Origin of the sequence: Azohydromonas lata (assembly GCF_034427735.1) — a bacterium.
Lineage (GTDB): Bacteria > Pseudomonadota > Gammaproteobacteria > Burkholderiales > Burkholderiaceae_C > Azohydromonas > Azohydromonas lata.
Genome location: NZ_JAXOJX010000002.1, coordinates 190,649 through 212,222, shown reverse-complemented (window position 1 = coordinate 212,222; position 21,574 = coordinate 190,649). Strand labels below are relative to the sequence as shown.

Genomic DNA, 21,574 nt, shown 5'->3' with positions numbered 1-21,574 from the left:
CTCAGCTGAGCTTGCCGTGGCACTGCTTGTACTTCTTGCCGCTGCCGCAGGGGCAGGGATCGTTGCGGCCGACCTTGGGCACCTCGCCGGCGGGGTCGGTGTCCTGCGACACCGAGCCGTCGTCGTTGGGATGCGTGTAAGTCACGTTGCCGACGTGGCCGGCGCGCTCTTCTATGGCCTCGGCGGCCTGCGCCACCTGCTCCTGGGTCTGGATGCGCACGGTCATGAGCACGCGCGTGACCTCGTTCTTGACCACGTCCAGCAGCTGGGCGAAGAGCTCGAAGGCTTCGCGCTTGTATTCCTGCTTGGGGTTCTTCTGCGCATAGCCGCGCAGGTGTATGCCCTGGCGCAGGTAGTCCAGCGCTGCCAGGTGCTCGCGCCAGTGCGTGTCTATGGACTGCAGCAGCACCATGCGCATGAAGGGCGTGAACTGCTCGGCGCCCACCAGCGCGACCTTGGAGGCAAACATCTCGTCGGCGGCGGCCACGACCTTTTCAAGGATGTCCTCGTCCGTGGCGGACTGGCTGCCTTCCACAAAGGACTTCAGCGCCAGCTCGATCTGCCACTCCTCGCGCAGCGCGCGCTCCAGGCTGGTCAGGTCCCACTGCTCTTCCAGCGTTTCGGCCGGGACGTGCTGGCGCACCAGCTCCGTCATGGTGCTGCGGCGCAGGTTGGCGATCTGCTCGTCCAACGCCTGCGCTTCCAGGATCTCGTTGCGCTGCTGGTAGATGACTTTGCGCTGGTCGTTGGAGACGTCGTCGTATTCCAGCAGCTGCTTTCGCACGTCGAAGTTGCGGGCCTCGACCTTGCGCTGCGCGCTCTCGATGGAACGCGTGACGATGCCGGCCTCGATGGCCTCGCCCTCGGGCATCTTGAGCCGGTCCATGATGGCGCGTACGCGGTCGCCCGCGAAGATGCGCATCAGCGAGTCGTCCAGGCTCAGGTAGAAGCGCGAGCTGCCCGGATCGCCCTGGCGGCCGGAGCGGCCGCGCAGCTGGTTGTCGATGCGGCGGCTCTCGTGCCGCTCGGTGGCGATGATGCGCAGGCCGCCGGCGGCCTTGACCTGGGCGTTGAGGCCGGCCCACTCGTCGCGCAACTGCTGGATGCGGCGCGCCTTCTCGTCGGCGGGGATGCTGTCGTCGGCCTCCAGGAGCTGGACTTGCTTCTCGACGCTGCCGCCGAGCACGATGTCCGTGCCGCGGCCGGCCATGTTGGTGGCGATGGTGATCACGCCCGGGCGGCCGGCCTGGGCCACGATCTCGGCCTCCTTGGCGTGCTGCTTGGCGTTGAGCACCTGGTGCGGCAACTTGGCCTTTTGCAGCAGCTCGGAAACGATCTCGGAGTTCTCGATCGAGGTCGTGCCCACCAGCACGGGCTGACCACGCTGGTGGCAGTCCTGGATGTCCTTGATGACCGCGTCGTACTTTTCCTTGGTCGTCTTGTAGACCAGGTCCAGCTCGTCCTTGCGGACGGTGGGCCGGTTGGGCGGAATCACCACCGTTTCCAGCCCGTAGATCTCCTGGAACTCGTAGGCCTCGGTGTCGGCCGTGCCGGTCATGCCGCCGAGCTTGGCGTACATGCGGAAGTAGTTCTGGAACGTGATGGAGGCGAGCGTCTGGTTCTCGCTCTGGATCTGCACGCCTTCCTTGGCTTCCACGGCCTGGTGCAGGCCGTCGCTCCAGCGCCGGCCCGTCATGAGGCGGCCGGTGAACTCGTCAACGATCACGACCTCGCCGTTCTGCACCACGTAGTGCTGGTCACGGTTGTAGAGGTGGCGTGCACGCAGCGCCGCGTAGACGTGGTGCATGAGCGTGATGTTGGCCGGGTCGTAGAGGCTCGCGCCTTCGGCCAGCAGCCCGGCCTCGGCCAGGATTTCTTCGGCGTGCTCGTGGCCGGCCTCGGTGAGGTAGACCTGGTGCGACTTCTCGTCCACCGTGAAGTCGCCGGGCTCGATGACGCCCTCGCCCGTGCGCGGGTCGGCTTCGCCGATCTGCTTCTTGAGCTGGGGCACCACGGCGTTGATACGCACGTAGAGCTCGGTGTGGTCCTCGGCCTGGCCGCTGATGATCAACGGCGTGCGCGCCTCGTCGATGAGGATGGAGTCCACCTCGTCCACGATGGCGTAGTTCAGCCCGCGCTGGCTGCGGTCGGCGACTTCGTAAACCATGTTGTCGCGCAACAGGTCGAAGCCGAATTCGTTGTTGGTGCCGTAGGTGACATCGGCGGCGTAGGCGGCCTGCTTTTCCTCGCGGGCCAGGCCCGGCACGTTCACGCCGACGGACAGGCCCAGCCAGTTGTAGAGCCGGCCCATCCACTCCGCGTCGCGGCGGGCGAGGTAGTCGTTGACCGTCACCACGTGCACGCCCTTGCCGGGCAGCGCATTGAGGTAGACCGGCAGCGTGGCCATGAGCGTCTTGCCTTCGCCCGTGCGCATCTCGGCGATCTTGCCCTGGTGCAGGGTCATGCCGCCTATGAGCTGCACGTCGAAGTGGCGCATCTTGAGCACGCGCTTGCCCGCTTCGCGCACGGTGGCGAAGGCTTCGGGCAGCAGCGCATCCAGCGTCTCGCCCTGGGCCAGCCGCTGGCGAAACTCGTTGGTCTTGCCCTGCAAAGCCGCGTCGTCGAGCTTCTCGAACTGGGGCTCCAGGGCGTTGATTTGCTCCACCACGCGCCGGTACTGCTTCAGGAGGCGGTCGTTGCGACTGCCGAAAATCTGGGTCAGGAGCTTGGGCAACATGCAGTGGAAATGAAGAGGAGCAAAGCCGCGGGCCGCCGCGGCGGGCAAGCCGGGCAGTTTAACACCCGGGTCTTTGCGGCCCCGTGACGCCCGGCCGACGCCGCCTTGCCCGGCATCAAGGCCGCGCCCGCGGGGCAGCCTTGCGCGCTCTAGCTACACTTTGGCGATGGCCACCACCATGCCACCCGCCCTGCCGCTGTCCAAAGTGCTGGACGAAAACGCCGCGCTGCAGCGCCTGGCGCAGCGCCTGCGCGACTCCAACCAGCGCTTCGAAGTCGCCACCCGCGTCCTGCCCCTGGCCCTGCGCCAGCAACTGCGCGCCGGCCCCGTGGACGAGGAAGGCTGGACACTGCTGGCCTCCAACGCCGCCGTCGCGGCCAAGCTGCGCCAACTGCTGCCGCGCATGGAGCAGCAACTGCGCGACGCGGGCTTTGGCGACAAGCGCATCCGCATTCACCTGCGCCCCCTGGAGGGCTGAGCGGGTTTCGGCCGCGCCAAGAAAAACGGCGCGCACCGCAAGCGGTACGCGCCGTGAATCATTGAGTTTGCTTGGTGGTGCCGACTATCCGAATCGAACGGATGACCTGCTGTTTACAAGGCAGCTGCTCTACCAACTGAGCTAAGCCGGCACGGCGTACAGCGGCGGCATTTTAGCCGCCGCTGGCTTCACCTTTTCACTTGATGCGCTTGAGCGACGGACGGCCCGGCGTGGGCGGCTCCGGCGGCGGCTCGGGCGTGGCCGCCTCGTCGTCTTCCACGGGCGCCGGTGCGGCGGCCTCGGGCTCGGCCGTGGCCAGGCGCAAGCCCTGCGGCGCGGGCGACGGCGCAGCGGGCGCCGCCGTCTCGGCCGGCGGCTCGGAGACCGTGGGCGCCGGGAAGGCCATGCCCTGCCCGTTCTCGCGGGCATAGATGGCCACCACATGGTCCACCGGCACCACGATCTCGCGCGCACGGCCGCCGAAGCGAGCCTTGAACTCGATAAATTCGTTGCCCAGCTTCAGTCCCGAGGTCGCCTCGAAGCCGATGTTGAGCACGATCTCGTTGTTCTTCACGTACTCCAGCGGCACCTGCACGCTGCGGTCCACGTAGACCGCCAGGTAGGGCGTGAAGCCGTTGTCGGTGCACCAGTCGTGCAGCGCCCTGATCAGGTAGGGGCGCGTGCTGGAGCCCTGGTCGGTGGAGGCCTCGCTCATGGCTTACTTGCGCATCACCTTCTCGGACGGCGTCAGCGCCTCGATGTAGGCCGGGCGCGAGAAGATGCGCTCGGCGTACTTGAGCAGCGGTGCGGCGTTCTTGGACATGTCGATGCCGTAGTAGTCCAGGCGCCACAGCAGCGGGGCGATGGCCACATCCAGCATCGAGAAGTCGTCGCCCAGCATGTACTTGTTCTTGACGAAGATGGGCGCGAGCTGCGTGAGGCGGTCCTTGATCTGGGCGCGCGCCTTCTCCAACTGCTTGTCGGTGGGCTTGACGGCTTGGCCGCGGCCTTCGAGCACGTTGACGTGCGTGAACAGCTCCTTTTCGAAGTTGAGCAGGAACAGCCGCACGCGCGCACGCGCCACGGGGTCGCCGGGCATCAGCTGCGGGTGCGGGAAGCGCTCGTCGATGTACTCGTTGATGATGTGCGACTCGTACAGGATGAGATCGCGTTCAACGAGGATGGGCACCTCGTTGTACGGGTTCATCAGCGCGATGTCTTCAGGCTTGGCGAAGAGATCGACGTCGCGGATCTCGAAGTCCATGCCCTTTTCAAACAGCACGAAACGGCAGCGGTGCGAGTAGGGGCAGGTGGTTCCGGAGTAGAGCACCATCATGGAAGCGGCTCCTTGTTTGTCTCTTCAGAAAATGATGAAGCGCAGTGGGCGGCAACGCCACCCACTGCGCAGGCTTTTTCGGCCACTAGGGCCTGCTGAACGCCAGTCTTACTTGATGTCCTTCCAGTAGGCAGCGTTCAAGCGCCAGGCGATGAAGGTGAACAGACCCAGGAAGATCAGCACCGCCACGCCCAGGCGTACGCGCTGCTTTTGCACCGGCTCGCCCATCCACTGCAGGTAGGCCACCAGGTCGCCCACGGCGCTGTCGTAGCCAGCGGCGTCAAGCTTGCCAGGGGTCACCTGCTCGAAGCCCTTGAACACATGCGTGACCTTGGCGGCGTCGTGCGGGTCCTTCTCTTCCTCGAACTTGGCTACGCGCTGGCCTTGCAGTTCCCACAGCACATGGGGCATGCCCACGCTGGGGAAAACCAGGTTGTTCCAGCCGGTGGCTTTGGCAGGGTCGCGGTAGAAGGTACGCAGGTAAGTGTAAAGGTAGTCAGCACCACTGCCCTTGGAGCCGTCGGCGCGCGAGCGCGCGATGACGGTCAGGTCAGGCGGCGTGGCACCGAACCACTCCTTGGCCTGGCGGGCGTCCAGGGACACCTTCATCAGGTCGCCGACCTTGTCGGTGGCGAACATCAGGTTGCCCTTGATCTGCTCCTCGGTCAGGCCGATGTCGCGCATGCGGTTGTAGCGCATGTAGGCCGCCGAGTGGCAGTTGAGGCAGTAGTTGACGAAGAGCTTGGCGCCGTTTTGCAGCGCGGCCATGTCGTTAAGCTTGTCCGCGGGGAACTTGTCCCAGGCGATGCCGCCGCTGGAAGCGAAGGCGGACGTGGCCATGGCCAGGGTGGCCAGCAATGAGAGGATGAACTTTTTCATTCGAGCTTCTCCGGCTTGTCGCCTCAATGCGCCTTGAACACGACGCGATCAGGCACCGGCTTGAATTCGCCCACACGGCTCCACCACGGCATCAGCAGGAAGAAGCCGAAGTAGAACAGCGTGCCCACCTGCGCCACGAGGGTGCCGATCTCCGACGGCGGCTGGATGCCCAGGTAGGCCAGCACCACGAAGAAGACCACGAACACGGCGTACAGGTACTTGTGCCAGCTCGGACGGTAGCGGATCGACTTGGCCGGGCTGCAGTCCAGCCAGGGCAGGAAGAACAGGATGATCACGGCGCCGCCCATCACCACCACGCCCCAGAACTTGGCGTCGAAGGTCTTGAGCAGGACCACGGCCACCACGGCGCCCACCAGCACGCCCAGCTTGGCCTTGCCCGGCAGCTTGCCCTTGAGCACGGCCAGCACGGCGGCCAGGCCCACGATCACGGACAGCACGTTGACCATCACGTCGGTCGTTGCGCGCAGCATCGAGTAGAACGGCGTGAAGTACCACACCGGGGCAATGTGCGGAGGCGTCTTGAGCGGGTCGGCCGGGATGAAGTTGTTGTACTCCAGGAAGTAGCCGCCAAACTCAGGCATGAAGAACAGCACGGCGCTGAAGGCCATGAGGAACATGCTCACGCCGAAGATGTCGTGCACCGTGTAGTACGGGTGGAAGGGGATGCCGTCCAGCGGGTGGCCGTCGGCGCCCTTCTTGGCCTTGATTTCCACGCCGTCGGGGTTGTTGGAGCCCACTTCATGCAGCGCAATGATGTGCGCCACCACCAGGCCCAGCAGCACCAGCGGCACGGCAATGACGTGGAAGCTGAAGAAGCGGTTGAGCGTGGCGTCCGACACGACGTAGTCGCCGCGGATCAGCAGCGCCAGGTCCGGGCCGACGAAGGGCACGGCGGCGAACAGGTTCACGATCACCTGCGCGCCCCAGTAGCTCATCTGGCCCCAGGGCAGCAGGTAGCCCATGAAGGCTTCGGCCATCAGGCACAGGAAGATGGCGCAGCCGAAGATCCACACCAGCTCGCGCGGCTTGCGGTACGAACCGTAGAGCAGGCCACGGAACATGTGCAGGTAGACCACGACGAAGAAGGCCGAGGCGCCGGTGGAGTGCATGTAGCGCACCAGCCAGCCCCAGGGCACGTCGCGCATGATGTACTCGACGGATGCGAAGGCAACGTTCGCGTCCGGCTTGTAGTGCATCACCAGGAAAATGCCGGTGACGATCTGGATCACCAGCACCAGCAGCGCCAGCGAGCCAAAGATGTACCAGAAGTTGAAATTCTTCGGAGCGTAATACTCCGACATGTGCTCTTTGTAGAGCTTGGAAGCCGGAAAGCGGTTGTCGACCCAGTTCAGCAGCTTCTGGGCGACCGGCGCATCGGCGGGTAAGGTCTTGAATTCAGCCATGAGGTGTTCTCCGGGAACCTGGAAATCAGGCCTTCTTGTCCTCGCCGATCAACAGCTTGGTGTCCGACAGGTACATGTGCGGCGGCACTTCGAGGTTGTCGGGAGCGGGCTTGTTCTTGAAGACGCGACCCGCCATGTCGAAGGTCGAGCCGTGGCAGGGGCACAGGAAGCCGCCTTGCCAATCGTCCGGCAGCGAGGGCTGCGCGCCGGCCTGGAATTTGTCGCTGGGCGAGCAGCCCAGGTGCGAGCAGATGCCCACCACGACCAGGATGTCCTCCTTGATCGAGCGGTGCTCGTTGCGCGCGTACTCGGGCGTGAGCTCGGCGGGCTTGCGCTGGGAGTTCGGGTCCACCACCTGGGCATCGGTCTTCTTCAGGCCGGCCAGTTGTTCCGGAGTGCGCTTGACGATCCACACCGGCTTGCCGCGCCATTCCACGGTCATTTTTTCGCCGGGCTTGAGCGCACTGATGTCCGCCTCGACGGCGGCACCAGCGGCCTTGGCTCGCTCGGAGGGCGTGAAGGTGCTCACGAACGGCACGGCTGCGGCCACGCCACCCACGGCACCCGCGCCACAGGCAATCGCCACCCAGGTGCGGCGGCCTTGGTCGACTTCAGGCTTTGTCATAGCTTCCTCAGGAACTTTTCCGGATTCAGGGGCAACCCTAGATTCTAGCGGGGAAGGATTGACAGGAAGCCTTTCGAATGGCTGACGCTCCCCAGCGAGAGAATTACTCACGCCTGCGGTATTTGACCTCCATCAAACTAAGCCAATACTCCCGGTCGCCGCCTGTCTGCGCGGCGCTACAAACTTGGAGAAAACCCCTAGAAAGGACCGGAGGATGAGTTTCTTTTCTGAATTCAAAGCCTTTGCAATGAAAGGCAACGTGGTCGACCTGGCAGTCGGCGTGATCATCGGCGCGGCGTTTCAGCGCATCGTCGATTCGGTGGTCAAGGACCTGATCATGCCGCTGGTGGGACGGCTCGTCGGCGGGCTGGATTTCTCGAATTACTTCATCCGCCTGGCCGATCCGCCGCCGGGCTACAGCGGCCCAATGACTTACGACGCGCTGACCAAAGCCGGTGTGCCGCTGTTTGCCTACGGCACTTTCATCACGGTGGCGCTGAATTTCATGATCCTGGCCTTCGTGATCTTTTTGATGGTCAAGCAGATCAACCGGCTGCGCCGCGAGGAACCCGCGCCGCCGCCGGCCACGACGCCGGACGCCGCGCCCGAGGACATCGTGCTGCTGCGCGAAATCCGCGACGCGCTGCGGCAAACCCAGCCGCCGGCCCAGTAAACCCGGGCCTGCAGGCGCTCAGCCCGCGCTGGCGCTGAGCGCCAGCGCCATGCGCAGCGCCGCGCGCAGGCTGGCGTCGTCGGCCACGCCGCGGCCGGCAATGTCGAAGGCCGTGCCGTGGTCCGGGCTGGTGCGCACGAAGGGCAGGCCCAGCGTGACGTTGACGCCCTCCTCCACCCCCAGGTACTTCACCGGGATCAGGCCGTGGTCGTGCGTCATGGCCACCACCAAGTCGAACTCGCCCGGGTGCCGCGGCGGCGCGTGGCGTGCGCGCATGAACACCGTGTCCGGCGCGAAGGGCCCGCGGGCGTCGATGCCTTCATCGCGCGCGGCCTGCACGGCCGGGGCGATGTAGCGCAACTCCTCGTCGCCGAACAGGCCGCCCTCGCCCGCGTGCGGGTTCAGGCCCGCCACGGCGATGCGCGGCGCCGCCTGGCCCCAGGCCGCGGCCGCCTGGTGAGCGATGCGGATGGTGGAGAGCACACCCTCGAAATCCAGCACCTCCAGCGCGCGGCGCAGCGCCATGTGGATGGTGACCAGCACCACCTTGAGCTCCTCGTTGGCCAGCATCATGCGCACCGGCGGCGGCTCGCCCCCGGGCAGCGCGGCCAGTTCCTGCAGCATCTCGGTGTGACCCGGGAAAGGCACGCCGGCGGCGGACAGCGCCTCCTTGTGAATGGGCGCGGTGACGATGGCGCGGCCCGTGCCCTGCTGCAGCAGCCACACCGCGGCTTCTATGCACACGGCCGCGGCGCGGCCGGCGCGCTCGTCCACCTGGCCCCAGGGCAGCGATTCCAGGCCTTCAGGCAGCCCCGGCGGCGCCCACACGGGGATGCAGCGCGGTGGGCAGGCCGCGAGGTCGGCCGGCGACTCCAGCACGGCCATGGGCCAGGCGGATTCGCCGAGCAGTGCCGAGGCACGGCGCAGCGACTGAGGGCAGCCCAGCACCAGCGCGGCGGGTGCGTCCTCGCGCATGAGGGCGCGCAGCACGATCTCCGGGCCTATGCCGGCCGGGTCGCCCATGGTCACGAGCAGGGGTTGCTGCGGCTGCGGCGGATGGGTTTGCATGTCGTGATTCAAGCCGGGTTCTCGATGTCTATGAAGCGGTGCTCCAGGCCAAAGCGCTCGGCCACGTGCGCGGCCAGCGCCGGGACGCCGTAGCGCTCGGTAGCGTGGTGGCCGCAGGCGAGGAAGGCCACGCCCGTCTCGCGCGCCAAGTGGGCCTGGGGCTCGGACACCTCGCCGGTGAGGTAGGCGTCGGCACCGGCGGCGATGGCGGCCTCGAACCAGCCCTGCGCGCCGCCCGTGCACCAGGCGATGCGCCGCAGCGCGCGGCCGTCGCCGTGCAGCACCAGCGGCACGCGGCCCAGGCGCTGCTGCACGCGCTCGGCCAGCGCCGGCAGCGCCAGCCCCTGGCCGTCGCCGATGAAACCCAGGTCCTGCTCGCCGAAGCGCGCGTCCGCCGCCAAGCCCAACTGCAGGCCCAACTGCGCGTTGTTGCCTAGCTCGGCGTGGGCGTCCAGCGGCAGGTGGTAGGCGAAGAGGCTGATGTCGTGGCGCATGAGCAGCCGCACGCGCTCGGCCAGCCAGCCCGTCAGCCGCCCGTCCTGGCCACGCCAGAACAGGCCGTGGTGCACCAGGAGGGCGTCGGCCCCCTCGGCAATGGCCGCCTCTATCAGCGCGCGGCTGGCCGTCACGCCGGAGACCAGCCGCCGCACCGTCGCCCGCCCCTCGACCTGAAGGCCGTTCGGCCCATAATCCTTGAAGCGGTCCGCCGCCAGCGCCTGGTTCAGGTATTGCTCCATCTCGGCACGCGTCACGCTGCCCATAGCCCGCTTCCTTTCATGCGCAGAACCTGGCTGATTTTCTCGCAGGCCGTGACGGTGGCCGTCGCGCTGCTGTTCGTGGTGTCCACGCTCAAGCCGCAGTGGCTGCAGCGCGCGCCGGGCCAGGCCATGCCTGAAGTCGTGGCGATTTCCAGCGCCTCGCCTCCGGCGCCGGGCGCGTCGGCACCGGCCGGCGTGGGCTACAGCGCCGCGGCCCGCGTGGCCGCGCCCACGGTGGTCAGCGTCGTGGCCCGCAAAGGTGCGGTGCGCGGCAACCTGCATGCCGAAGACCCGTGGTTCCGCTTCTTCTTCCGCGACGGCCAGGGCCCCTCGCAACCGCAAAAAGGGCTGGGCTCGGCCGTCATCGTCTCCAGCGGCGGCTACCTGCTGACCAACAACCACGTCATCGAAGACGCCGACGACATCGAGGTGCAGCTCGCCGACGGCCGCCAGGCCCAGGCCCGCTTGGTGGGCAGCGACCCGGAAACCGACGTGGCCGTGCTCAAGATCGACCTGCCGCGCCTGCCTGCCATCACTTTCGGCACCACCGAGGCGCTGCAGGTGGGCGACGTGGTGCTGGCCATAGGCAATCCCTTCGGCGTGGGCCAGACGGTCACGTCCGGCATCGTCAGCGCGCTGGGCCGCAACCAGTTGGGCATCAACACCTTCGAGAACTTCATCCAGACCGACGCCGCCATCAACCCCGGCAACTCCGGCGGCGCGCTGGTGGATGCGCGCGGGCAGCTCGTGGGCATCAACACGGCCATTTTTTCGCGCAGCGGCGGCAGCTTGGGCATTGGCTTCGCCATCCCGGCCGACACGGCGCGGCAGGTCATGGAGAGCCTGATCCGCGACGGCCAGGTCACGCGCGGCTGGATTGGCGTGGAGCCGCAAAACCTCACGCCGGAATTCGTCCAGAGTTTCAATTTGCCCGTGCGCGAAGGCGTGCTGATCTCCGGCGTGCTTCAGAACGGCCCGGCCGGCCGTGCCGGCATGAAGCCCGGCGACGTGGTGACCAAAGTCGGCGGCCGCCCTGTGGCCAACACCGCCCAGCTGTTGGGCGCGGTGGCCGAGCTCAAGCCGCGCAGCGACGCCGTCATCGGCGTGCAGCGCGGCAACGAAGCGCTGGACATCAAGCTCACCGTGGGCCAGCGGCCCAAGCCGGGGCAGCGCGAGCAGTGAGCGGACGCCAGGAGGCGCCTCAGGCCGTCTTGTCGCTGCTGCCGGCCTCTTCCTCATCCGGCGCCTTGGTGGCGCGGATGAAGATCTTGGCGGACCACAGGCCCAGCTCGTAGAGCAGGCACATGGGCAGCGCCAGCGAGAGCTGCGAGACCACGTCCGGCGGCGTGATCACGGCGGCGACGATGAAGGCCACCACGATGAAGTAGCCGCGCCAGGCCTTGAGCTGGTCGATCGTCACCACGCCCATGCGCGTCAGCAGCACCACAGCCACCGGCACCTCGAAGGCGGCGCCGAAGGCGATGAACATGGTCAGCACGAAGCTGAGGTAGGCCTCGATGTCCGGCGCCGCCGTGATGCTCTTGGGCGCAAAGCTCTGTATGAACTTGAACACTTGGCCGAACACGAAGAAGTAGCAGAACGCCACCCCGGAGGCGAACAGCACCGTGCTGGCCACCACCAGCGGCAGCACCAGGCGCTTTTCGTGCGAGTACAGGCCCGGGGCCACGAAGGCCCAGACCTGGTAGAGCACCACGGGCAACGCGACCAGGAAGGCCGCCATCAGCGTGATCTTGAGCGGCACCAGGAAGGGCGAGATGACGCTGGTGGCGATCAGCGTCGCGCCCTGGGGCAGGTTGGCCACCAGCGGCGCGGCCAGCAGGTCGTACAGCCCGGCCGGGCCGGGGTAGACGGCCAGCACGGCGAAGACCACGCCGACGGCCAGCAGGGCCTTGATCAGACGGTCGCGCAGCTCGACCAGATGTTCGACGAACGGCTGCTCGGTGCCCTCAAGTTCGTCCTTGGGCGTCTGGCCGCTCATGAGGATGCACGCGGCGGACGGAAACGCGCCACCCGTGCCGCGCCGGACTGCGCGCGGGTGCGCACGCCGTTGCGCTGCTTGTACCAAAGCGGCATGGCGCCGCGCTTGAGCCGCCAGTTCTTGCGCGGCGGCTGGTAGCTCAGCGGCGGCGGCTCCAGGCTGGACGATTCGCCCGCCGTGCCGGCGCCGAAGCCCGAGTCCTGCCAGCTTTGCTGCAGGTCACGCGTGGTGTCGTGCAGCTCCTGGTTCACGCTTTGTTCGACGTTGCGTGCCGCATCCTCGAACTGCGTCTTCATTTTTTTGAGTTCATCGAGCTCGATGGAGCGGTTGACCTCGGCCTTGACGTCAGCCACATAGCGCTGCGCCTTGCCCACGAGGTGGCCCACCGTGCGCGCCACGCGCGGCAGCTTCTCGGGGCCGATGACGATGAGCGCCACCGCCCCGATGAGCGCCAGCTTGTCGAAACCGAAGTCGATCATCCCGCGGCCGGCCTCAGGACTTGGTCTTGGCCTCGACGTCCACCGTGTTCGGATCGGTGGACTTGTTGATGGTCACTTGCTGCGGAGGAGCGGGCGTCTCCGAATCCATGCCGCCCTTCATGCCGTCCTTGAAACCCTTGACCGCGCCACCCAGGTCAGAGCCCAAATTCTTGAGCTTCTTGGTGCCAAAGATCAGCACCACCACCAGCAGCACGATCAGCCAATGCCAGATGCTGAAAGAACCCATGTTCGGAACTCCTTGTTCAATCCCGGGATTCTAGGGTGCGCCGCATGACAGCTTTCCCCGCCCGGGCATGGCCGCCACGGCGGCCGCTGCATTTATTTCACCCCTTGGACCACGGACGGGGGCCGCCGATGAAGTGGATGTGCAGGTGCCCAACCTCCTGGCCGCCGTCGGCGCCGGTGTTGACGATGGTGCGAAAGCCGTTGGTCACGCCCAGTTCGCGCATGAGGCGCGGGCCCGTGGACATCATCTTGCCCAGCAGCGCCGCGTGCTCCGGACCGACCTCGACCATGGACGGGAGGTGCTGCTTGGGCACCAGCAGGATGTGCACCGGCGCCCAGGGGTTGATGTCGTGGAAGGCGATGAAGTCGTCGTCCTCGTAGACCTTGCGCGACGGGATCTGGCCGGCGGCGATCTTGCAGAAGATGCAGTTGGGGTCGGTGCTCATGGGCGGGCGTCGTCGTTGTGGATGTTCAGTCAGGCATGGCGCGGCGCTCGTTGAGAGACAGCCAGCCGCGCACCACGCGGTAGAGGAACCAGATGGAGACCAGGCCCCAGGCGATCCAGCCCGGGGCGACGAACAGCAGCCACAGCGGCGCCGTGAGCAGGTACAGCCCCGCGGCCCACAGCACGCTGCGTATGCGCCAGCGGAAGTGCGACTCCTGCCAGCTCCCCAGCGCGTCGTCCCGCTTCACCAGGTCCAGGATGAAGGCCGCCACCAGCAGCAGCACGCTGGGCTGGAAGGCCGGCAGCACCGCGCCCACGGCCACGATGGCGTGCAGCGCGTAGCTGATCTGGCCAATCGTGCGCAGATGGCGCTCGCGCTCCCAGGCGGGCTCGTTGTCAGGCGGCAGCACCGGCGGCGTGGCCATGGCGTTTCTCCCGCGGGCTGGGGTTCAGCCCTTGTTTTGAGTGCGCTGGGCGAACTCTTCCAGCCCCGACAGCCCCTCGCGCCGCGCCAGCTCGGCCAGCACGTCCGACGGGTGCAGGCCGAACTGGGCCAGCGCCACCAGGCTGTGGAACCACAGGTCCGCCACCTCGTAGATGACCTTGTCACGGGCGCCGTCCTTGGCGGCCATCACGACTTCCACGGCCTCCTCGCCCACCTTCTTGAGCACGGCGTCCAGGCCCTTGGCCGAGAGCTTGGCGACGTAGCTCTTGGCCGGGTCGCCGCCGTTGGCGGGCAGGCGCGATTCGATCACCTCGGCCAGCCGCGACAGCACCGCGTCGCCGAAGGGGCTTGTTTGTTCTTCGCTCATTTGTAGATGCTCTCCGGGTCCTTGAGCACCGGGTCCACCGGGCTCCAGGCGCCGCTGTCCTTGTCCAGCCGGCGGTAGAAGCAGGAGTGGCGCCCGGTATGGCAGGCGATGCCGGGCTCGTGCCCGCGCTGCGTCACCTTGAGCAGCACCACGTCGGCGTCGCAGTCCAGGCGGATCTCGTGCACCTGCTGCACGTGGCCCGACTCCTCGCCCTTGTGCCAGAGGCGGCCCCGGGAGCGGCTCCAGTAGACGGCCTCGCCGCGCTGCAGCGTGAGCGCCAGCGACTCGCGGTTCATCCACGCGACCATCAGCACGTCGCCGCTGGACGCTTCCTGTGCGATCGCGGGCACGAGACCGTCGCGGTCCCACTTCACTTCATCCAGCCAATCCATCGTTTCAGTGTACTCAGTCAATATGGGTGGGCCCGGCGTGGCCGCGCTCCTGCGCGAACCACTCCAGCACCGGGATGGTGCCCGGCAGCACGGGCCGCACCTGCACCGGCAGCGTCTGCCAGGCCATCTGCTGCGCCTCGCGCATCTCGAACTCGCCGCGCCAGGCGAACACCTTGCAAAAGTGCAGCCTCACCAGCGCGTGCGGGTAATCGAACATTTCTTCTTTCCAGCGCTGCACGGCGGCGACGTCTATGTCGATCCCCAACTCCTCGTGCAGTTCCCGCCGCAGCGCCTCCTCGACGCTCTCGCCGGCTTCGAGCTTGCCGCCCGGGAATTCCCAATGCCCGGCGTAGACCTTGCCCTGCGGCCGGCTGGTGAGCAAGAAGCGCCCTTCCCGCCCGGCGGCGTCGCGCTCGATGAGCACGCCCACGGCCACGGCCACGGGCGTGCGGCCTTGCAGCGCCGGGGCGCGCACCACCTCAGACATGGTCCAGCCCCTGCGGCGGCTCGTCGTCGGCCACGGCCGGCGCCGGGGCCAGGTCGTCGCCATGGGCGCGGCCGGCCCAATCGCGGGCGAACTGGTAAGCGACGCGGCCGGAGCGCGAGCCGCGCTCCAGCGCCCACACCAGCGAGGCCTTCTGCGCGGCCGGAATCTGGTCCTGAGGCACGCCCAGGTTGCGCAGCCATTGCGCCACGATGGCCAGGAACTCGCCCTGGCTGAAGGGATAGAAGCTCACCCACAGGCCAAAGCGCTCGGAAAGGGAAATCTTTTCTTCCACCACCTCGCCCGGATGCACCTCGCCATCGGCCGTGTGCGTGTACGTGAGGTTTTCCTTCATGTACTCGGGCAGCAGGTGGCGGCGGTTGCTGGTGGCGTAGATCAGCACGTTGTCGCTGGCCTGGGCCACGGAGCCGTCCAGGATGGATTTCAGCGCCTTGTAGCCCGGCTCGCCCTCGTCGAAGCTCAGGTCGTCGCAGTAGATGATGAAGCGCTCGGCGCGCGAGGCGACCAGCTCCACCAGGTCCGGCAGGTCCACCATGTCGGCCTTGTCCACCTCGATGAGGCGCAGGCCCTGCGGCGCGAACTCGTTGAGGCAGGCCTTGACCAGCGAGCTCTTGCCCGTGCCGCGCGCGCCCGTGAGCAGCGCGTTGTTGGCGGGCTTGCCGGCCACGAACTGCGCGGTGTTGCGCAGCAGCTTGTCCTTTTGCGGCTCGACTTCCTGGAGGTCGGACAGGCGAATGCCCGCGACGTGGCGCACCGGCTCCAGCACCCCGGCGCCACGGCGGCGGCGGTAGCGGAAGGCCACGGACGCCGCCCAGTCCGGCGCGGCCAGCGGCTGCGGCAGCACCGCCTCCAGGCGGCTCAACAGCGCCTCGGCGCGCGCGATCAGCGAATCGAAATCAGGCATGGCGGGAAAGACGGACGACGCGGGTTTTGCAAGGCTGCGCAGTGTAGCCAGGGCTCCGTGGCCTTCCGGTGACGGGGCGGACGCCGCCGGGCCGCGGCTACACCCGCCTGACGACCTCCCCCGCCACCGCATACACCTCGTCCCCCCGCGCCACCCGCACCGGATGCATGCCGGTGAAGGCCCCGAAAGCCGGCAGCACGCCGACCTCGGCCGTGAAGTGAAAGCACGGCAGCCGCAGCCGCTCGAAGCCGCGGCCGACCGTGATGCACGGATGCAGGTGACCGGCCAGCGCGTAGGCGCCGCTCACCGGCCGCGGGTGGTGGCACAGCGCCAGGCCGTCCAGGCGCAGCGGCTCGTCCACCACCGTGATGCCCAGCGACGGCGGCGGGTCGCCCGCACGGTCGTCGTGGTTGCCGCGCACCAGCGTGATGTCCAGCGCCGCGTGCGCCTCGCGCCAAGCCGACAGCGCCGAGAGCGTTTCGACGGCATGCGCGTGCACCGAGTGCAGAAAGTCGCCCAGCACCAGCAGCCGCCGGGCACCGTGGCGCGCGGCCAACCGGGTCAGCACGTCGAGGTTGTGCCCCGTCGTCCCCTGCGGCACCGGCACGCCTAAGCGGCGAAAGCTCGCCGCCTTGCCGAAGTGCGCATCCGCCACCAGCAGCGCCTGCTGCGCGGGCCACCACAACGCGCGCTCGGCCAGCAGCTTCAGCCGCTCGCCACCGCGCTCCACCCAGATTTCTTGCGTTTCGATCGATTCACCGCCAGGGCCCATGGCGGCATGGTGCCGCCTTCAGCGCAGCACCAGCGCCAGCACGGCCTCCAGGTGTTCGGTGGGGGCGCGCTGGAAGGAAGAGCGCGCGAAGCGCTGCAGCCGCCCAAGGGCGAAGGCGCACAGCGCCGAGGCCTGCACCTGCGCGTCGGCCGTGGGCGAGGCCGATCCGGCCTCCTGCGCCGCGGCGCGCAGGTGCTGGCGCACATGGCCCTCCAGCCGCTCGAAGAAGGCGTTCATGCGGGCGTTGAGGCGCTCGTCCTCGTGCGCCAGCGCGTCGCCGGCCATCAGGCGCGCCATGCCCGGATGGCGCTCGGCGAACTGCAGCAGCACCGCCAGCGCGCGGCGGGCCTGCGCGTCGCCGTCGCTGCCGGCGGCGTGGTCCGCCGGCGGCTCCAGCGCCGTGAACACGCTGGTCTCTATGAACTCGATCAGCGCCTCCAGCATCTGCGCCTTGCTCACGAAGTGGCGGTAGAGCGCCGCCTCGCTGATGGACAGCCGCGCCGCCAGCGCCGCGGTGGTCACGCGCTCGCTGCCGGGCTGCTCCAGCATGGCCGCCAGCGCTTGCAGGATTTGCGCCTTGCGCTCGCCGGGCCGCGGGCGCTTGCGTGCATCCAGGGCCGGCGGAATCAGGTCGCGCGCGCCGGCGGCATCGCTGAGGTCGGACATGGCAGGGTCCCCGTGGGGTTGGAAAACCGGCGGATTCTGGCCAGCCCCGGCCCACCCCCGCATCCGTCTCCCACCATGCGAACGGCGGGTTGCCGTCGCGGCGCAAGCGTTCTACGGCGTGCCGCCGCGCGTAAAAGCCGATTTCAGGCGCCTTCAGCCGGCTGGCGCCCCGCTCAGCGGCAAAGTGCCGCCAGGCGCCGCACGCGGCGGTCCACGTAGGGCGGACGCGCCGAGCAGCGCTGGCCGGCGCGGTGCGCCCAGCGCTGCATCCACACCGTGCCCATGCCCAGGCGGCGCGCGCCCTTCTGGTGCTCCAGCGTGTCCTCCACCAGCACGCACTGCGCGGGCGGCACGCCCAGGCGCACGCAAATGCGCCGCAGCATGCGCACGTCCGGCTTGGGCCGCCAGTGGCCGAAGACGCGCATGTCCTCGATGGTGAGCACGCCATCGAACAGCGCCAGCAGCCCAAGCGCGCCCAACACCCGCAGCGCGTAGGCGCGCGGCGCGTTGGTGAGGATGTACTTGCGCCCGCGCAGCCGTTGCAGCGCCGCCACGTCGTGCGCATGCGTGCGCAGCCTGTCTTCCAGGCCGGGCAGCAGGTGCGTGTGGTGCAGGAAATGCGCGGGCTTGACGCCGTGGTGGCGTATGAGCCCAAGCAGCGTGGCGCCGTAGCGGGCCCAATAGCGGCGGCGCAGCGCGTCGGCCTCGGCGTGCGGCAGCCCCAGCTCGCGGACCATGTAGTCCGTCATCGCGGGGCTCAGCACGCCGAACACGGACGCCGAGGCGTCGTGCAGCGTGTTGTCCAGGTCGAACAGCCACACGCGCGCCGCACGGGGGCGGCCGCGCGGCGGGCCGCCCGGCACAGCCGCCATCAGTGCGAGCGGATCATGGTGCCGTAGGCCTGGTCGGTCAGGATCTCCAGCAGCATGGCGTGCGGCACGCGGCCGTCGATGATGTGCACGGCGTGCACGCCGTTCTTGGCCGCGTCCAGGGCGGAGGCGATCTTGGGCATCATGCCGCCGGAGATGGTGCCGTCGGCGAAGAGCTCGTCGATGCGCTTGGCGGTGAGGTCCGTCAGCAGCTTGCCTTCCTTGTCCAGCACGCCCTTGATGTTGGTGAGCAGGACGAGCTTCTCGGCGCGCAGCACCTCGGCGAGCTTGCCGGCCACCAGGTCGGCGTTGATGTTGTAGGACTCGTTTTCCTTGCCGAAGCCGATGGGGCTGATGACGGGGATGAACTGGTCGTCCTGCAGCGCCTTGACCACGCTGGGGTCGATGCTCTCGATCTCGCCGACCTGGCCCATGTCGTGCAGCTTCTCGGGGTCGTCGCGGTCGACCATCTTGAGCTTGCGGGCGCGGATCATCCCGCCGTCGCGGCCGGTCAGGCCCACGGCCTTGCCGCCGGCGGCGTTGATCAGGCCCACGATGTCCTGCTGCACCTGGCCTGCGAGCACCCACTCGACGACTTCCATCGTCTCCTCGTCGGTCACGCGCATGCCCTGGATGAACTGGCCCTTCTTGCCCACGCGGGTGAGTGCCTCGTCGATCTGCGGGCCGCCGCCGTGCACCACGACGGGGTTCAGGCCCACGAGCTTGAGCAGCACCACGTCCTCGGCGAAGTCCTGCTGCAGCGCCGGGTCCGTCATGGCGTTGCCGCCGTACTTGATGACGATGGTCTTGCCGTGGAACTGGCGGATGTAGGGCAGCGCCTGGGCCAGGATTTCGGCCTTTTCGCGCGGTGCCACGTGAGACAGGTCGGGCGTGCTGGGGTCGGGAGTGCTCATGGGCGGATTCGGTGCTGGAGAAGGCCTGCACGGCAGGGACGGGCCGCCAAGGAACGGCGGTTTTGGCGGCGCGAATTGTAGGTGGCGCGGTTCAAGCCCCGGCCAGGGTCTTGACGCGCGGGTGCCCCGTGCGCCGCGGCAAGCCGCGAGCCCGGCACCGCCGCCGGCAGGCCTGCCCCAGGGTCCGGCGGTTTCCCGTGTCGTGCCGTCTTGAAATCCGTCACGGACACGCCCGGCCCTTCGCCCGCACACTTGCCCGCCATGAAGCACACCCCTCCCTTCGCCCGCCGCACCCTGCTGCGCGCCACCGGCCTGAGCGCCCTGGCGGCCCTGGGCGCCGGCGCCACCCGCGCCGCCGCGCCCTCGGCCGACGCGCCCACCCCGGTGCAGATGTGGAAATCGCCCTCCTGCGGCTGCTGCAAGGACTGGACGGCGCACATGCAGGCCGCCGGCTTCAAGCTGCAGGTGTTTGAGATGGCCGACCCCGGCGTGCAGCGCGCCAAGCTGGGGCTGGACGCCAAGTACGGCTCCTGCCACACCGCGCTGGTGGAGGGCTACGTGCTCGAAGGCCACGTGCCCGCGGCCGACGTGCGCCGCCTGCTGCGCGAGCGCGTGCCCGCGCTGGGCCTGGCCGTGCCGGGCATGGTGGTGGGCTCGCCCGGCATGGACGGCCCCGAGTACGGCGGGCGGCGCGAACGCTTCGACGTGCTGCTGGTGCAGCGCGACGGCAGCAGCCGCGTTTGGGCCACGCACAACGCCTGAAATCCCAACCGCGCGCGCCCGCCCGCATCCCGGCATCCCACCGGGTGCGCTTGAGCGCGCCGCGCGCAATCCGCCCCTGGCGCCGGGGTCGTGGCCGCTGTCTACGATGGCGGCATGCAGCACCAGCACGTCCACGACCTCTCTTCCTTCCACCACAGCCACGACTGGCAGGACGCCGGCGCCGAGGGACGCTCGCGCGCCCTGCTGGCCGTCACGCTGCTGACCCTGGCCACCATGGTGGCCGAGCTGTTGGCCGGGGCCTGGAGCGGGTCGCTGGCGCTGCTGGCCGACGGCTGGCACATGGGCACGCACGCCCTGGCGCTGGGCGGCGCACTGCTGGCCACGCGCCTGGCGCAGCGCGCCCACCGCAACGAGCGCTACGCCTTCGGCGGCTGGAAGATCGAGGTGCTGGCCGCCTACACCAGCGGGCTGCTGCTGCTGGCCGTGTCGGCCTGGCTGGTGGTGGACGGCGTGAGCACGTTGCTGAACCCGCACCCCATCGCCTACGGCGAGGCCATGGTGGTGGCCGTCATAGGCCTCCTGATCAACCTGGGCAGCGCCTGGCTGCTGCACCGCGGCGCCAGCCCCGGCGCGCAGGGCCACGGGCATGACGGGGACAATCACGACGACCATGGCCACGGCCACAGCCATGGGCACGCGCACGATCACTCGCCGGGCCACTCGCATGGCCATGCTCACCATCACGACCACAACTTCAACGCCGCCTACCTGCACGTGCTGGCCGACGCGGTGACCTCGGTGCTGGCCATCGCCGCGCTGGGCGGTGGGCTGCTGTACAGCTGGCGCTGGCTGGACCCGCTGGTGGCGCTGCTGGGTGCGGCCGTGATTTCGCGCTGGGCGGTCGGGGTGTTGAAGGTGTCGGCCCACGCCCTGGTGGACGCCACCGCCTCCACCGAGCTGCGCACCCAGGTGCGCCAGGCCATTGAAAGCGACGGCGACGCCAAGCTCGCCGACCTGCACGTGTGGCAGGTTGGGCCCAACGCGTGGTCAGTGGTGGCGTCGGTGGTGGCGGATGCGCCGCTGCAGCCCGCGCACTACCGGCACCGGCTGGAGCATTTACAAGGCGTGCGCCACGTGACGGTGGAAGTGCACCGCTGCCCAGGATGCGAGAGCCAATAACTCATTTCCCAGCGCCGAATATCTTGGAATATTTTTCTCGCCCACAAACTTAAATACCATCGTCCCGGAGCGACATTTACGAAATCAACATTCTTGCAGACGGGGCCTTACAACAATTGCAGCCGGCCAAATCCAATCAATACAAAGACACGCACAGCAGCGGCCGGAGCGGGAGGAAACAAAAGACCCGCCGGCAAGGGTCTCAGCAGCAAATCCGGGGAATATTCTGAATTGGTTTACATGGCCGCTGCGGGATTCAATACCGCCTCTGGGCCGCCACCCAGTGCTCACCCGCGCTCAGTGCCAGGTCATGCGTGCCATAAAACGCCTCTTCCTCGTCGTCGGTGTTGCGCGGCATATGGAATAGTTTTTCTTCCACGTCGCGGCTGTCCTTTTGCATGCGCAAGCGCCAGGCAACCCCCCGGTCAGCCACATGAAATTCCACTTCATAGCTGTACCGGCTGGGCCGCACCAGCGCCTTGTCACCCAGTTTGGATGCAGCGGCCACGGCTGCACGCTGCGCATCGCGGTGCAATTCGTGCGCTGCCGAACCGGGCTTGGCCGGCACGATTTCTGTCTCTGCTAAGGATATTGACAGCACCTGCCAGCGTGCCCCGTCAATTTCCTCGACCACCAACACGTGGCCTCCCCGCTCGATATGCAGGCGCTCCTGCGGCGACAAGACAAAATT

Annotated in this window: 27 protein-coding genes and 1 tRNA gene; 5 read left to right on the top strand and 23 right to left on the bottom strand. The window is 68.0% G+C overall.

Annotated elements, in window-relative coordinates; translation table 11 throughout:
* Window position 1: 1 nt before the first annotated feature.
* A complete protein-coding gene (secA, locus tag SM757_RS03125) occupies window positions 2–2,737 on the bottom strand; it encodes a preprotein translocase subunit SecA (protein WP_066331805.1) in 2,736 nt (911 codons plus the stop codon).
* A 178-nt stretch (window positions 2,738–2,915) separates the two neighbouring features.
* Between secA and SM757_RS03120 the strand changes: the two genes are divergently transcribed.
* The gene (locus SM757_RS03120) at window positions 2,916–3,215 is read left to right on the top strand and encodes a hypothetical protein (protein ID WP_238455673.1); all 300 of its coding nucleotides are present in this window, start codon (window positions 2,916–2,918) and stop codon (window positions 3,213–3,215) included.
* 75 nt (window positions 3,216–3,290) lie between these two features.
* Here the strand turns inward: SM757_RS03120 and SM757_RS03115 are convergent.
* From SM757_RS03115 to petA, 6 genes are all read right to left on the bottom strand, one after another.
* A tRNA-Thr gene (locus SM757_RS03115) sits at window positions 3,291–3,366 on the bottom strand.
* 45 nt (window positions 3,367–3,411) lie between these two features.
* Complete coding sequence (locus SM757_RS03110) at window positions 3,412–3,930, bottom strand: ClpXP protease specificity-enhancing factor (protein WP_322464321.1); 519 nt, start codon at window positions 3,928–3,930, stop codon at window positions 3,412–3,414.
* A 3-nt stretch (window positions 3,931–3,933) separates the two neighbouring features.
* On the bottom strand, window positions 3,934–4,551 hold the full coding sequence (locus SM757_RS03105) for a glutathione S-transferase N-terminal domain-containing protein (RefSeq protein ID WP_066331796.1): 618 nt from the start codon (window positions 4,549–4,551) through the stop codon (window positions 3,934–3,936).
* Between the two features lie 108 nt (window positions 4,552–4,659).
* Window positions 4,660–5,430, bottom strand: a complete 771-nt coding sequence (locus SM757_RS03100) for a cytochrome c1 (RefSeq protein ID WP_066331794.1) — start codon at window positions 5,428–5,430, stop codon at window positions 4,660–4,662.
* A gap of 23 nt (window positions 5,431–5,453) precedes the next feature.
* The gene (locus SM757_RS03095) at window positions 5,454–6,854 is read right to left on the bottom strand and encodes a cytochrome b (RefSeq protein WP_066331790.1); all 1,401 of its coding nucleotides are present in this window, start codon (window positions 6,852–6,854) and stop codon (window positions 5,454–5,456) included.
* A gap of 25 nt (window positions 6,855–6,879) precedes the next feature.
* Window positions 6,880–7,479 (bottom strand): ubiquinol-cytochrome c reductase iron-sulfur subunit, encoded by a 600-nt coding sequence (gene petA / locus SM757_RS03090; RefSeq protein ID WP_066331787.1) that lies wholly within the window; start codon window positions 7,477–7,479, stop codon window positions 6,880–6,882.
* 214 nt (window positions 7,480–7,693) lie between these two features.
* On the opposite strand from petA, the gene mscL reads away from it, so the two are divergent.
* Window positions 7,694–8,152: a large conductance mechanosensitive channel protein MscL gene (gene mscL / locus SM757_RS03085; RefSeq protein ID WP_066331784.1), complete on the top strand. Its 459-nt coding sequence runs from the start codon at window positions 7,694–7,696 to the stop codon at window positions 8,150–8,152.
* An 18-nt stretch (window positions 8,153–8,170) separates the two neighbouring features.
* Here mscL and pdxA read toward each other — a convergent pair whose 3' ends face one another.
* Complete coding sequence (gene pdxA / locus SM757_RS03080; RefSeq protein WP_322464320.1) at window positions 8,171–9,220, bottom strand: 4-hydroxythreonine-4-phosphate dehydrogenase PdxA; 1,050 nt, start codon at window positions 9,218–9,220, stop codon at window positions 8,171–8,173.
* 8 nt (window positions 9,221–9,228) lie between these two features.
* The gene (locus SM757_RS03075) at window positions 9,229–9,981 is read right to left on the bottom strand and encodes a Nif3-like dinuclear metal center hexameric protein (protein WP_322464319.1); all 753 of its coding nucleotides are present in this window, start codon (window positions 9,979–9,981) and stop codon (window positions 9,229–9,231) included.
* Window positions 9,982–9,996: 15 nt separating this feature from the next.
* On the opposite strand from SM757_RS03075, the gene SM757_RS03070 reads away from it, so the two are divergent.
* A complete protein-coding gene (locus SM757_RS03070) occupies window positions 9,997–11,160 on the top strand; it encodes a S1C family serine protease (protein ID WP_322464318.1) in 1,164 nt (387 codons plus the stop codon).
* Window positions 11,161–11,179: 19 nt separating this feature from the next.
* Here SM757_RS03070 and tatC read toward each other — a convergent pair whose 3' ends face one another.
* From tatC to argB, 13 genes are all read right to left on the bottom strand, one after another.
* Window positions 11,180–11,977 carry a twin-arginine translocase subunit TatC gene (gene tatC / locus SM757_RS03065; RefSeq protein ID WP_066331776.1) on the bottom strand — a complete coding sequence of 266 codons (798 nt, stop codon included), beginning with the start codon at window positions 11,975–11,977 and terminating at the stop codon, window positions 11,180–11,182.
* Window positions 11,974–12,456, bottom strand: a complete 483-nt coding sequence (gene tatB, locus SM757_RS03060; protein ID WP_322464317.1) for a Sec-independent protein translocase protein TatB — start codon at window positions 12,454–12,456, stop codon at window positions 11,974–11,976. The genes tatC and tatB overlap by 4 nt, the downstream gene beginning before the upstream one ends.
* Window positions 12,457–12,469: 13 nt before the next feature.
* Window positions 12,470–12,703 (bottom strand): Sec-independent protein translocase subunit TatA, encoded by a 234-nt coding sequence (gene tatA, locus SM757_RS03055; protein WP_066331765.1) that lies wholly within the window; start codon window positions 12,701–12,703, stop codon window positions 12,470–12,472.
* 97 nt (window positions 12,704–12,800) lie between these two features.
* Window positions 12,801–13,148, bottom strand: a complete 348-nt coding sequence (locus SM757_RS03050) for a histidine triad nucleotide-binding protein (protein ID WP_066331763.1) — start codon at window positions 13,146–13,148, stop codon at window positions 12,801–12,803.
* 25 nt (window positions 13,149–13,173) lie between these two features.
* Entirely contained in the window at window positions 13,174–13,572 is a 399-nt protein-coding gene (locus SM757_RS03045) for a DUF4870 family protein (RefSeq protein WP_322464316.1), read from the bottom strand.
* A gap of 24 nt (window positions 13,573–13,596) precedes the next feature.
* Window positions 13,597–13,959 (bottom strand): phosphoribosyl-ATP diphosphatase, encoded by a 363-nt coding sequence (locus SM757_RS03040; RefSeq protein WP_066331758.1) that lies wholly within the window; start codon window positions 13,957–13,959, stop codon window positions 13,597–13,599.
* Complete coding sequence (gene hisI, locus SM757_RS03035) at window positions 13,956–14,351, bottom strand: phosphoribosyl-AMP cyclohydrolase (RefSeq protein WP_066331756.1); 396 nt, start codon at window positions 14,349–14,351, stop codon at window positions 13,956–13,958. Before hisI ends, SM757_RS03040 begins: the two co-directional genes overlap by 4 nt.
* Before the next feature lie 13 nt (window positions 14,352–14,364).
* A complete protein-coding gene (locus SM757_RS03030) occupies window positions 14,365–14,838 on the bottom strand; it encodes an NUDIX domain-containing protein (protein ID WP_322464315.1) in 474 nt (157 codons plus the stop codon).
* Complete coding sequence (locus tag SM757_RS03025) at window positions 14,831–15,760, bottom strand: ATP-binding protein (protein ID WP_322464314.1); 930 nt, start codon at window positions 15,758–15,760, stop codon at window positions 14,831–14,833. Before SM757_RS03025 ends, SM757_RS03030 begins: the two co-directional genes overlap by 8 nt.
* Before the next feature lie 97 nt (window positions 15,761–15,857).
* On the bottom strand, window positions 15,858–16,532 hold the full coding sequence (pdeM, locus tag SM757_RS03020; RefSeq protein WP_322464313.1) for a ligase-associated DNA damage response endonuclease PdeM: 675 nt from the start codon (window positions 16,530–16,532) through the stop codon (window positions 15,858–15,860).
* An 18-nt stretch (window positions 16,533–16,550) separates the two neighbouring features.
* A complete protein-coding gene (slmA, locus tag SM757_RS03015; protein ID WP_322464312.1) occupies window positions 16,551–17,198 on the bottom strand; it encodes a nucleoid occlusion factor SlmA in 648 nt (215 codons plus the stop codon).
* 173 nt (window positions 17,199–17,371) lie between these two features.
* Window positions 17,372–18,070 carry a pyrimidine 5'-nucleotidase gene (locus SM757_RS03010; protein ID WP_066331738.1) on the bottom strand — a complete coding sequence of 233 codons (699 nt, stop codon included), beginning with the start codon at window positions 18,068–18,070 and terminating at the stop codon, window positions 17,372–17,374.
* Complete coding sequence (gene argB, locus SM757_RS03005) at window positions 18,070–18,981, bottom strand: acetylglutamate kinase (RefSeq protein ID WP_322464311.1); 912 nt, start codon at window positions 18,979–18,981, stop codon at window positions 18,070–18,072. Before argB ends, SM757_RS03010 begins: the two co-directional genes overlap by 1 nt.
* Window positions 18,982–19,242: 261 nt before the next feature.
* Here argB and SM757_RS03000 point away from each other — a divergent pair, with 261 nt between their 5' ends.
* Window positions 19,243–19,743, top strand: a complete 501-nt coding sequence (locus SM757_RS03000; RefSeq protein ID WP_322464310.1) for a DUF411 domain-containing protein — start codon at window positions 19,243–19,245, stop codon at window positions 19,741–19,743.
* A 90-nt stretch (window positions 19,744–19,833) separates the two neighbouring features.
* On the top strand, window positions 19,834–20,883 hold the full coding sequence (gene dmeF / locus SM757_RS02995) for a CDF family Co(II)/Ni(II) efflux transporter DmeF (RefSeq protein ID WP_322464309.1): 1,050 nt from the start codon (window positions 19,834–19,836) through the stop codon (window positions 20,881–20,883).
* A gap of 256 nt (window positions 20,884–21,139) precedes the next feature.
* On the opposite strand, the gene SM757_RS02990 is transcribed toward dmeF, so the two are convergent.
* On the bottom strand, window positions 21,140–21,565 hold the full coding sequence (locus tag SM757_RS02990) for a hypothetical protein (protein ID WP_322464308.1): 426 nt from the start codon (window positions 21,563–21,565) through the stop codon (window positions 21,140–21,142).
* Window positions 21,566–21,574 lie beyond the last annotated feature (9 nt).

Bases quoted from the DNA above. Each gene is read 5' to 3' on its own strand.
- slmA (WP_322464312.1), bottom strand. From the start codon at position 17,198: ATGTCCGACCTCAGCGATGCCGCCGGCGCGCGCGACCTGATTCCGCCG.
- SM757_RS03070 (WP_322464318.1), top strand. From the start codon at position 9,997: ATGCGCAGAACCTGGCTGATTTTCTCGCAGGCCGTGACGGTGGCCGTC.
- SM757_RS03050 (WP_066331763.1), bottom strand. From the start codon at position 13,148: ATGAGCACCGACCCCAACTGCATCTTCTGCAAGATCGCCGCCGGCCAG.
- mscL (WP_066331784.1), top strand. From the start codon at position 7,694: ATGAGTTTCTTTTCTGAATTCAAAGCCTTTGCAATGAAAGGCAACGTG.
- tatA (WP_066331765.1), bottom strand. From the start codon at position 12,703: ATGGGTTCTTTCAGCATCTGGCATTGGCTGATCGTGCTGCTGGTGGTG.
- SM757_RS03025 (WP_322464314.1), bottom strand. From the start codon at position 15,760: ATGCCTGATTTCGATTCGCTGATCGCGCGCGCCGAGGCGCTGTTGAGC.
- SM757_RS03120 (WP_238455673.1), top strand. From the start codon at position 2,916: ATGCCACCCGCCCTGCCGCTGTCCAAAGTGCTGGACGAAAACGCCGCG.
- pdxA (WP_322464320.1), bottom strand. From the start codon at position 9,220: ATGCAAACCCATCCGCCGCAGCCGCAGCAACCCCTGCTCGTGACCATG.
- SM757_RS03010 (WP_066331738.1), bottom strand. From the start codon at position 18,070: ATGGCGGCTGTGCCGGGCGGCCCGCCGCGCGGCCGCCCCCGTGCGGCG.
- hisI (WP_066331756.1), bottom strand. From the start codon at position 14,351: ATGGATTGGCTGGATGAAGTGAAGTGGGACCGCGACGGTCTCGTGCCC.
- SM757_RS03075 (WP_322464319.1), bottom strand. From the start codon at position 9,981: ATGGGCAGCGTGACGCGTGCCGAGATGGAGCAATACCTGAACCAGGCG.
- SM757_RS03030 (WP_322464315.1), bottom strand. From the start codon at position 14,838: ATGTCTGAGGTGGTGCGCGCCCCGGCGCTGCAAGGCCGCACGCCCGTG.
- argB (WP_322464311.1), bottom strand. From the start codon at position 18,981: ATGAGCACTCCCGACCCCAGCACGCCCGACCTGTCTCACGTGGCACCG.
- tatC (WP_066331776.1), bottom strand. From the start codon at position 11,977: ATGAGCGGCCAGACGCCCAAGGACGAACTTGAGGGCACCGAGCAGCCG.
- tatB (WP_322464317.1), bottom strand. From the start codon at position 12,456: ATGATCGACTTCGGTTTCGACAAGCTGGCGCTCATCGGGGCGGTGGCG.
- secA (WP_066331805.1), bottom strand. From the start codon at position 2,737: ATGTTGCCCAAGCTCCTGACCCAGATTTTCGGCAGTCGCAACGACCGC.
- SM757_RS03100 (WP_066331794.1), bottom strand. From the start codon at position 5,430: ATGAAAAAGTTCATCCTCTCATTGCTGGCCACCCTGGCCATGGCCACG.
- pdeM (WP_322464313.1), bottom strand. From the start codon at position 16,532: ATGGGCCCTGGCGGTGAATCGATCGAAACGCAAGAAATCTGGGTGGAG.
- SM757_RS03105 (WP_066331796.1), bottom strand. From the start codon at position 4,551: ATGATGGTGCTCTACTCCGGAACCACCTGCCCCTACTCGCACCGCTGC.
- SM757_RS03045 (WP_322464316.1), bottom strand. From the start codon at position 13,572: ATGGCCACGCCGCCGGTGCTGCCGCCTGACAACGAGCCCGCCTGGGAG.
- SM757_RS03040 (WP_066331758.1), bottom strand. From the start codon at position 13,959: ATGAGCGAAGAACAAACAAGCCCCTTCGGCGACGCGGTGCTGTCGCGG.
- SM757_RS03110 (WP_322464321.1), bottom strand. From the start codon at position 3,930: ATGAGCGAGGCCTCCACCGACCAGGGCTCCAGCACGCGCCCCTACCTG.
- SM757_RS03095 (WP_066331790.1), bottom strand. From the start codon at position 6,854: ATGGCTGAATTCAAGACCTTACCCGCCGATGCGCCGGTCGCCCAGAAG.
- petA (WP_066331787.1), bottom strand. From the start codon at position 7,479: ATGACAAAGCCTGAAGTCGACCAAGGCCGCCGCACCTGGGTGGCGATT.
- SM757_RS03000 (WP_322464310.1), top strand. From the start codon at position 19,243: ATGAAGCACACCCCTCCCTTCGCCCGCCGCACCCTGCTGCGCGCCACC.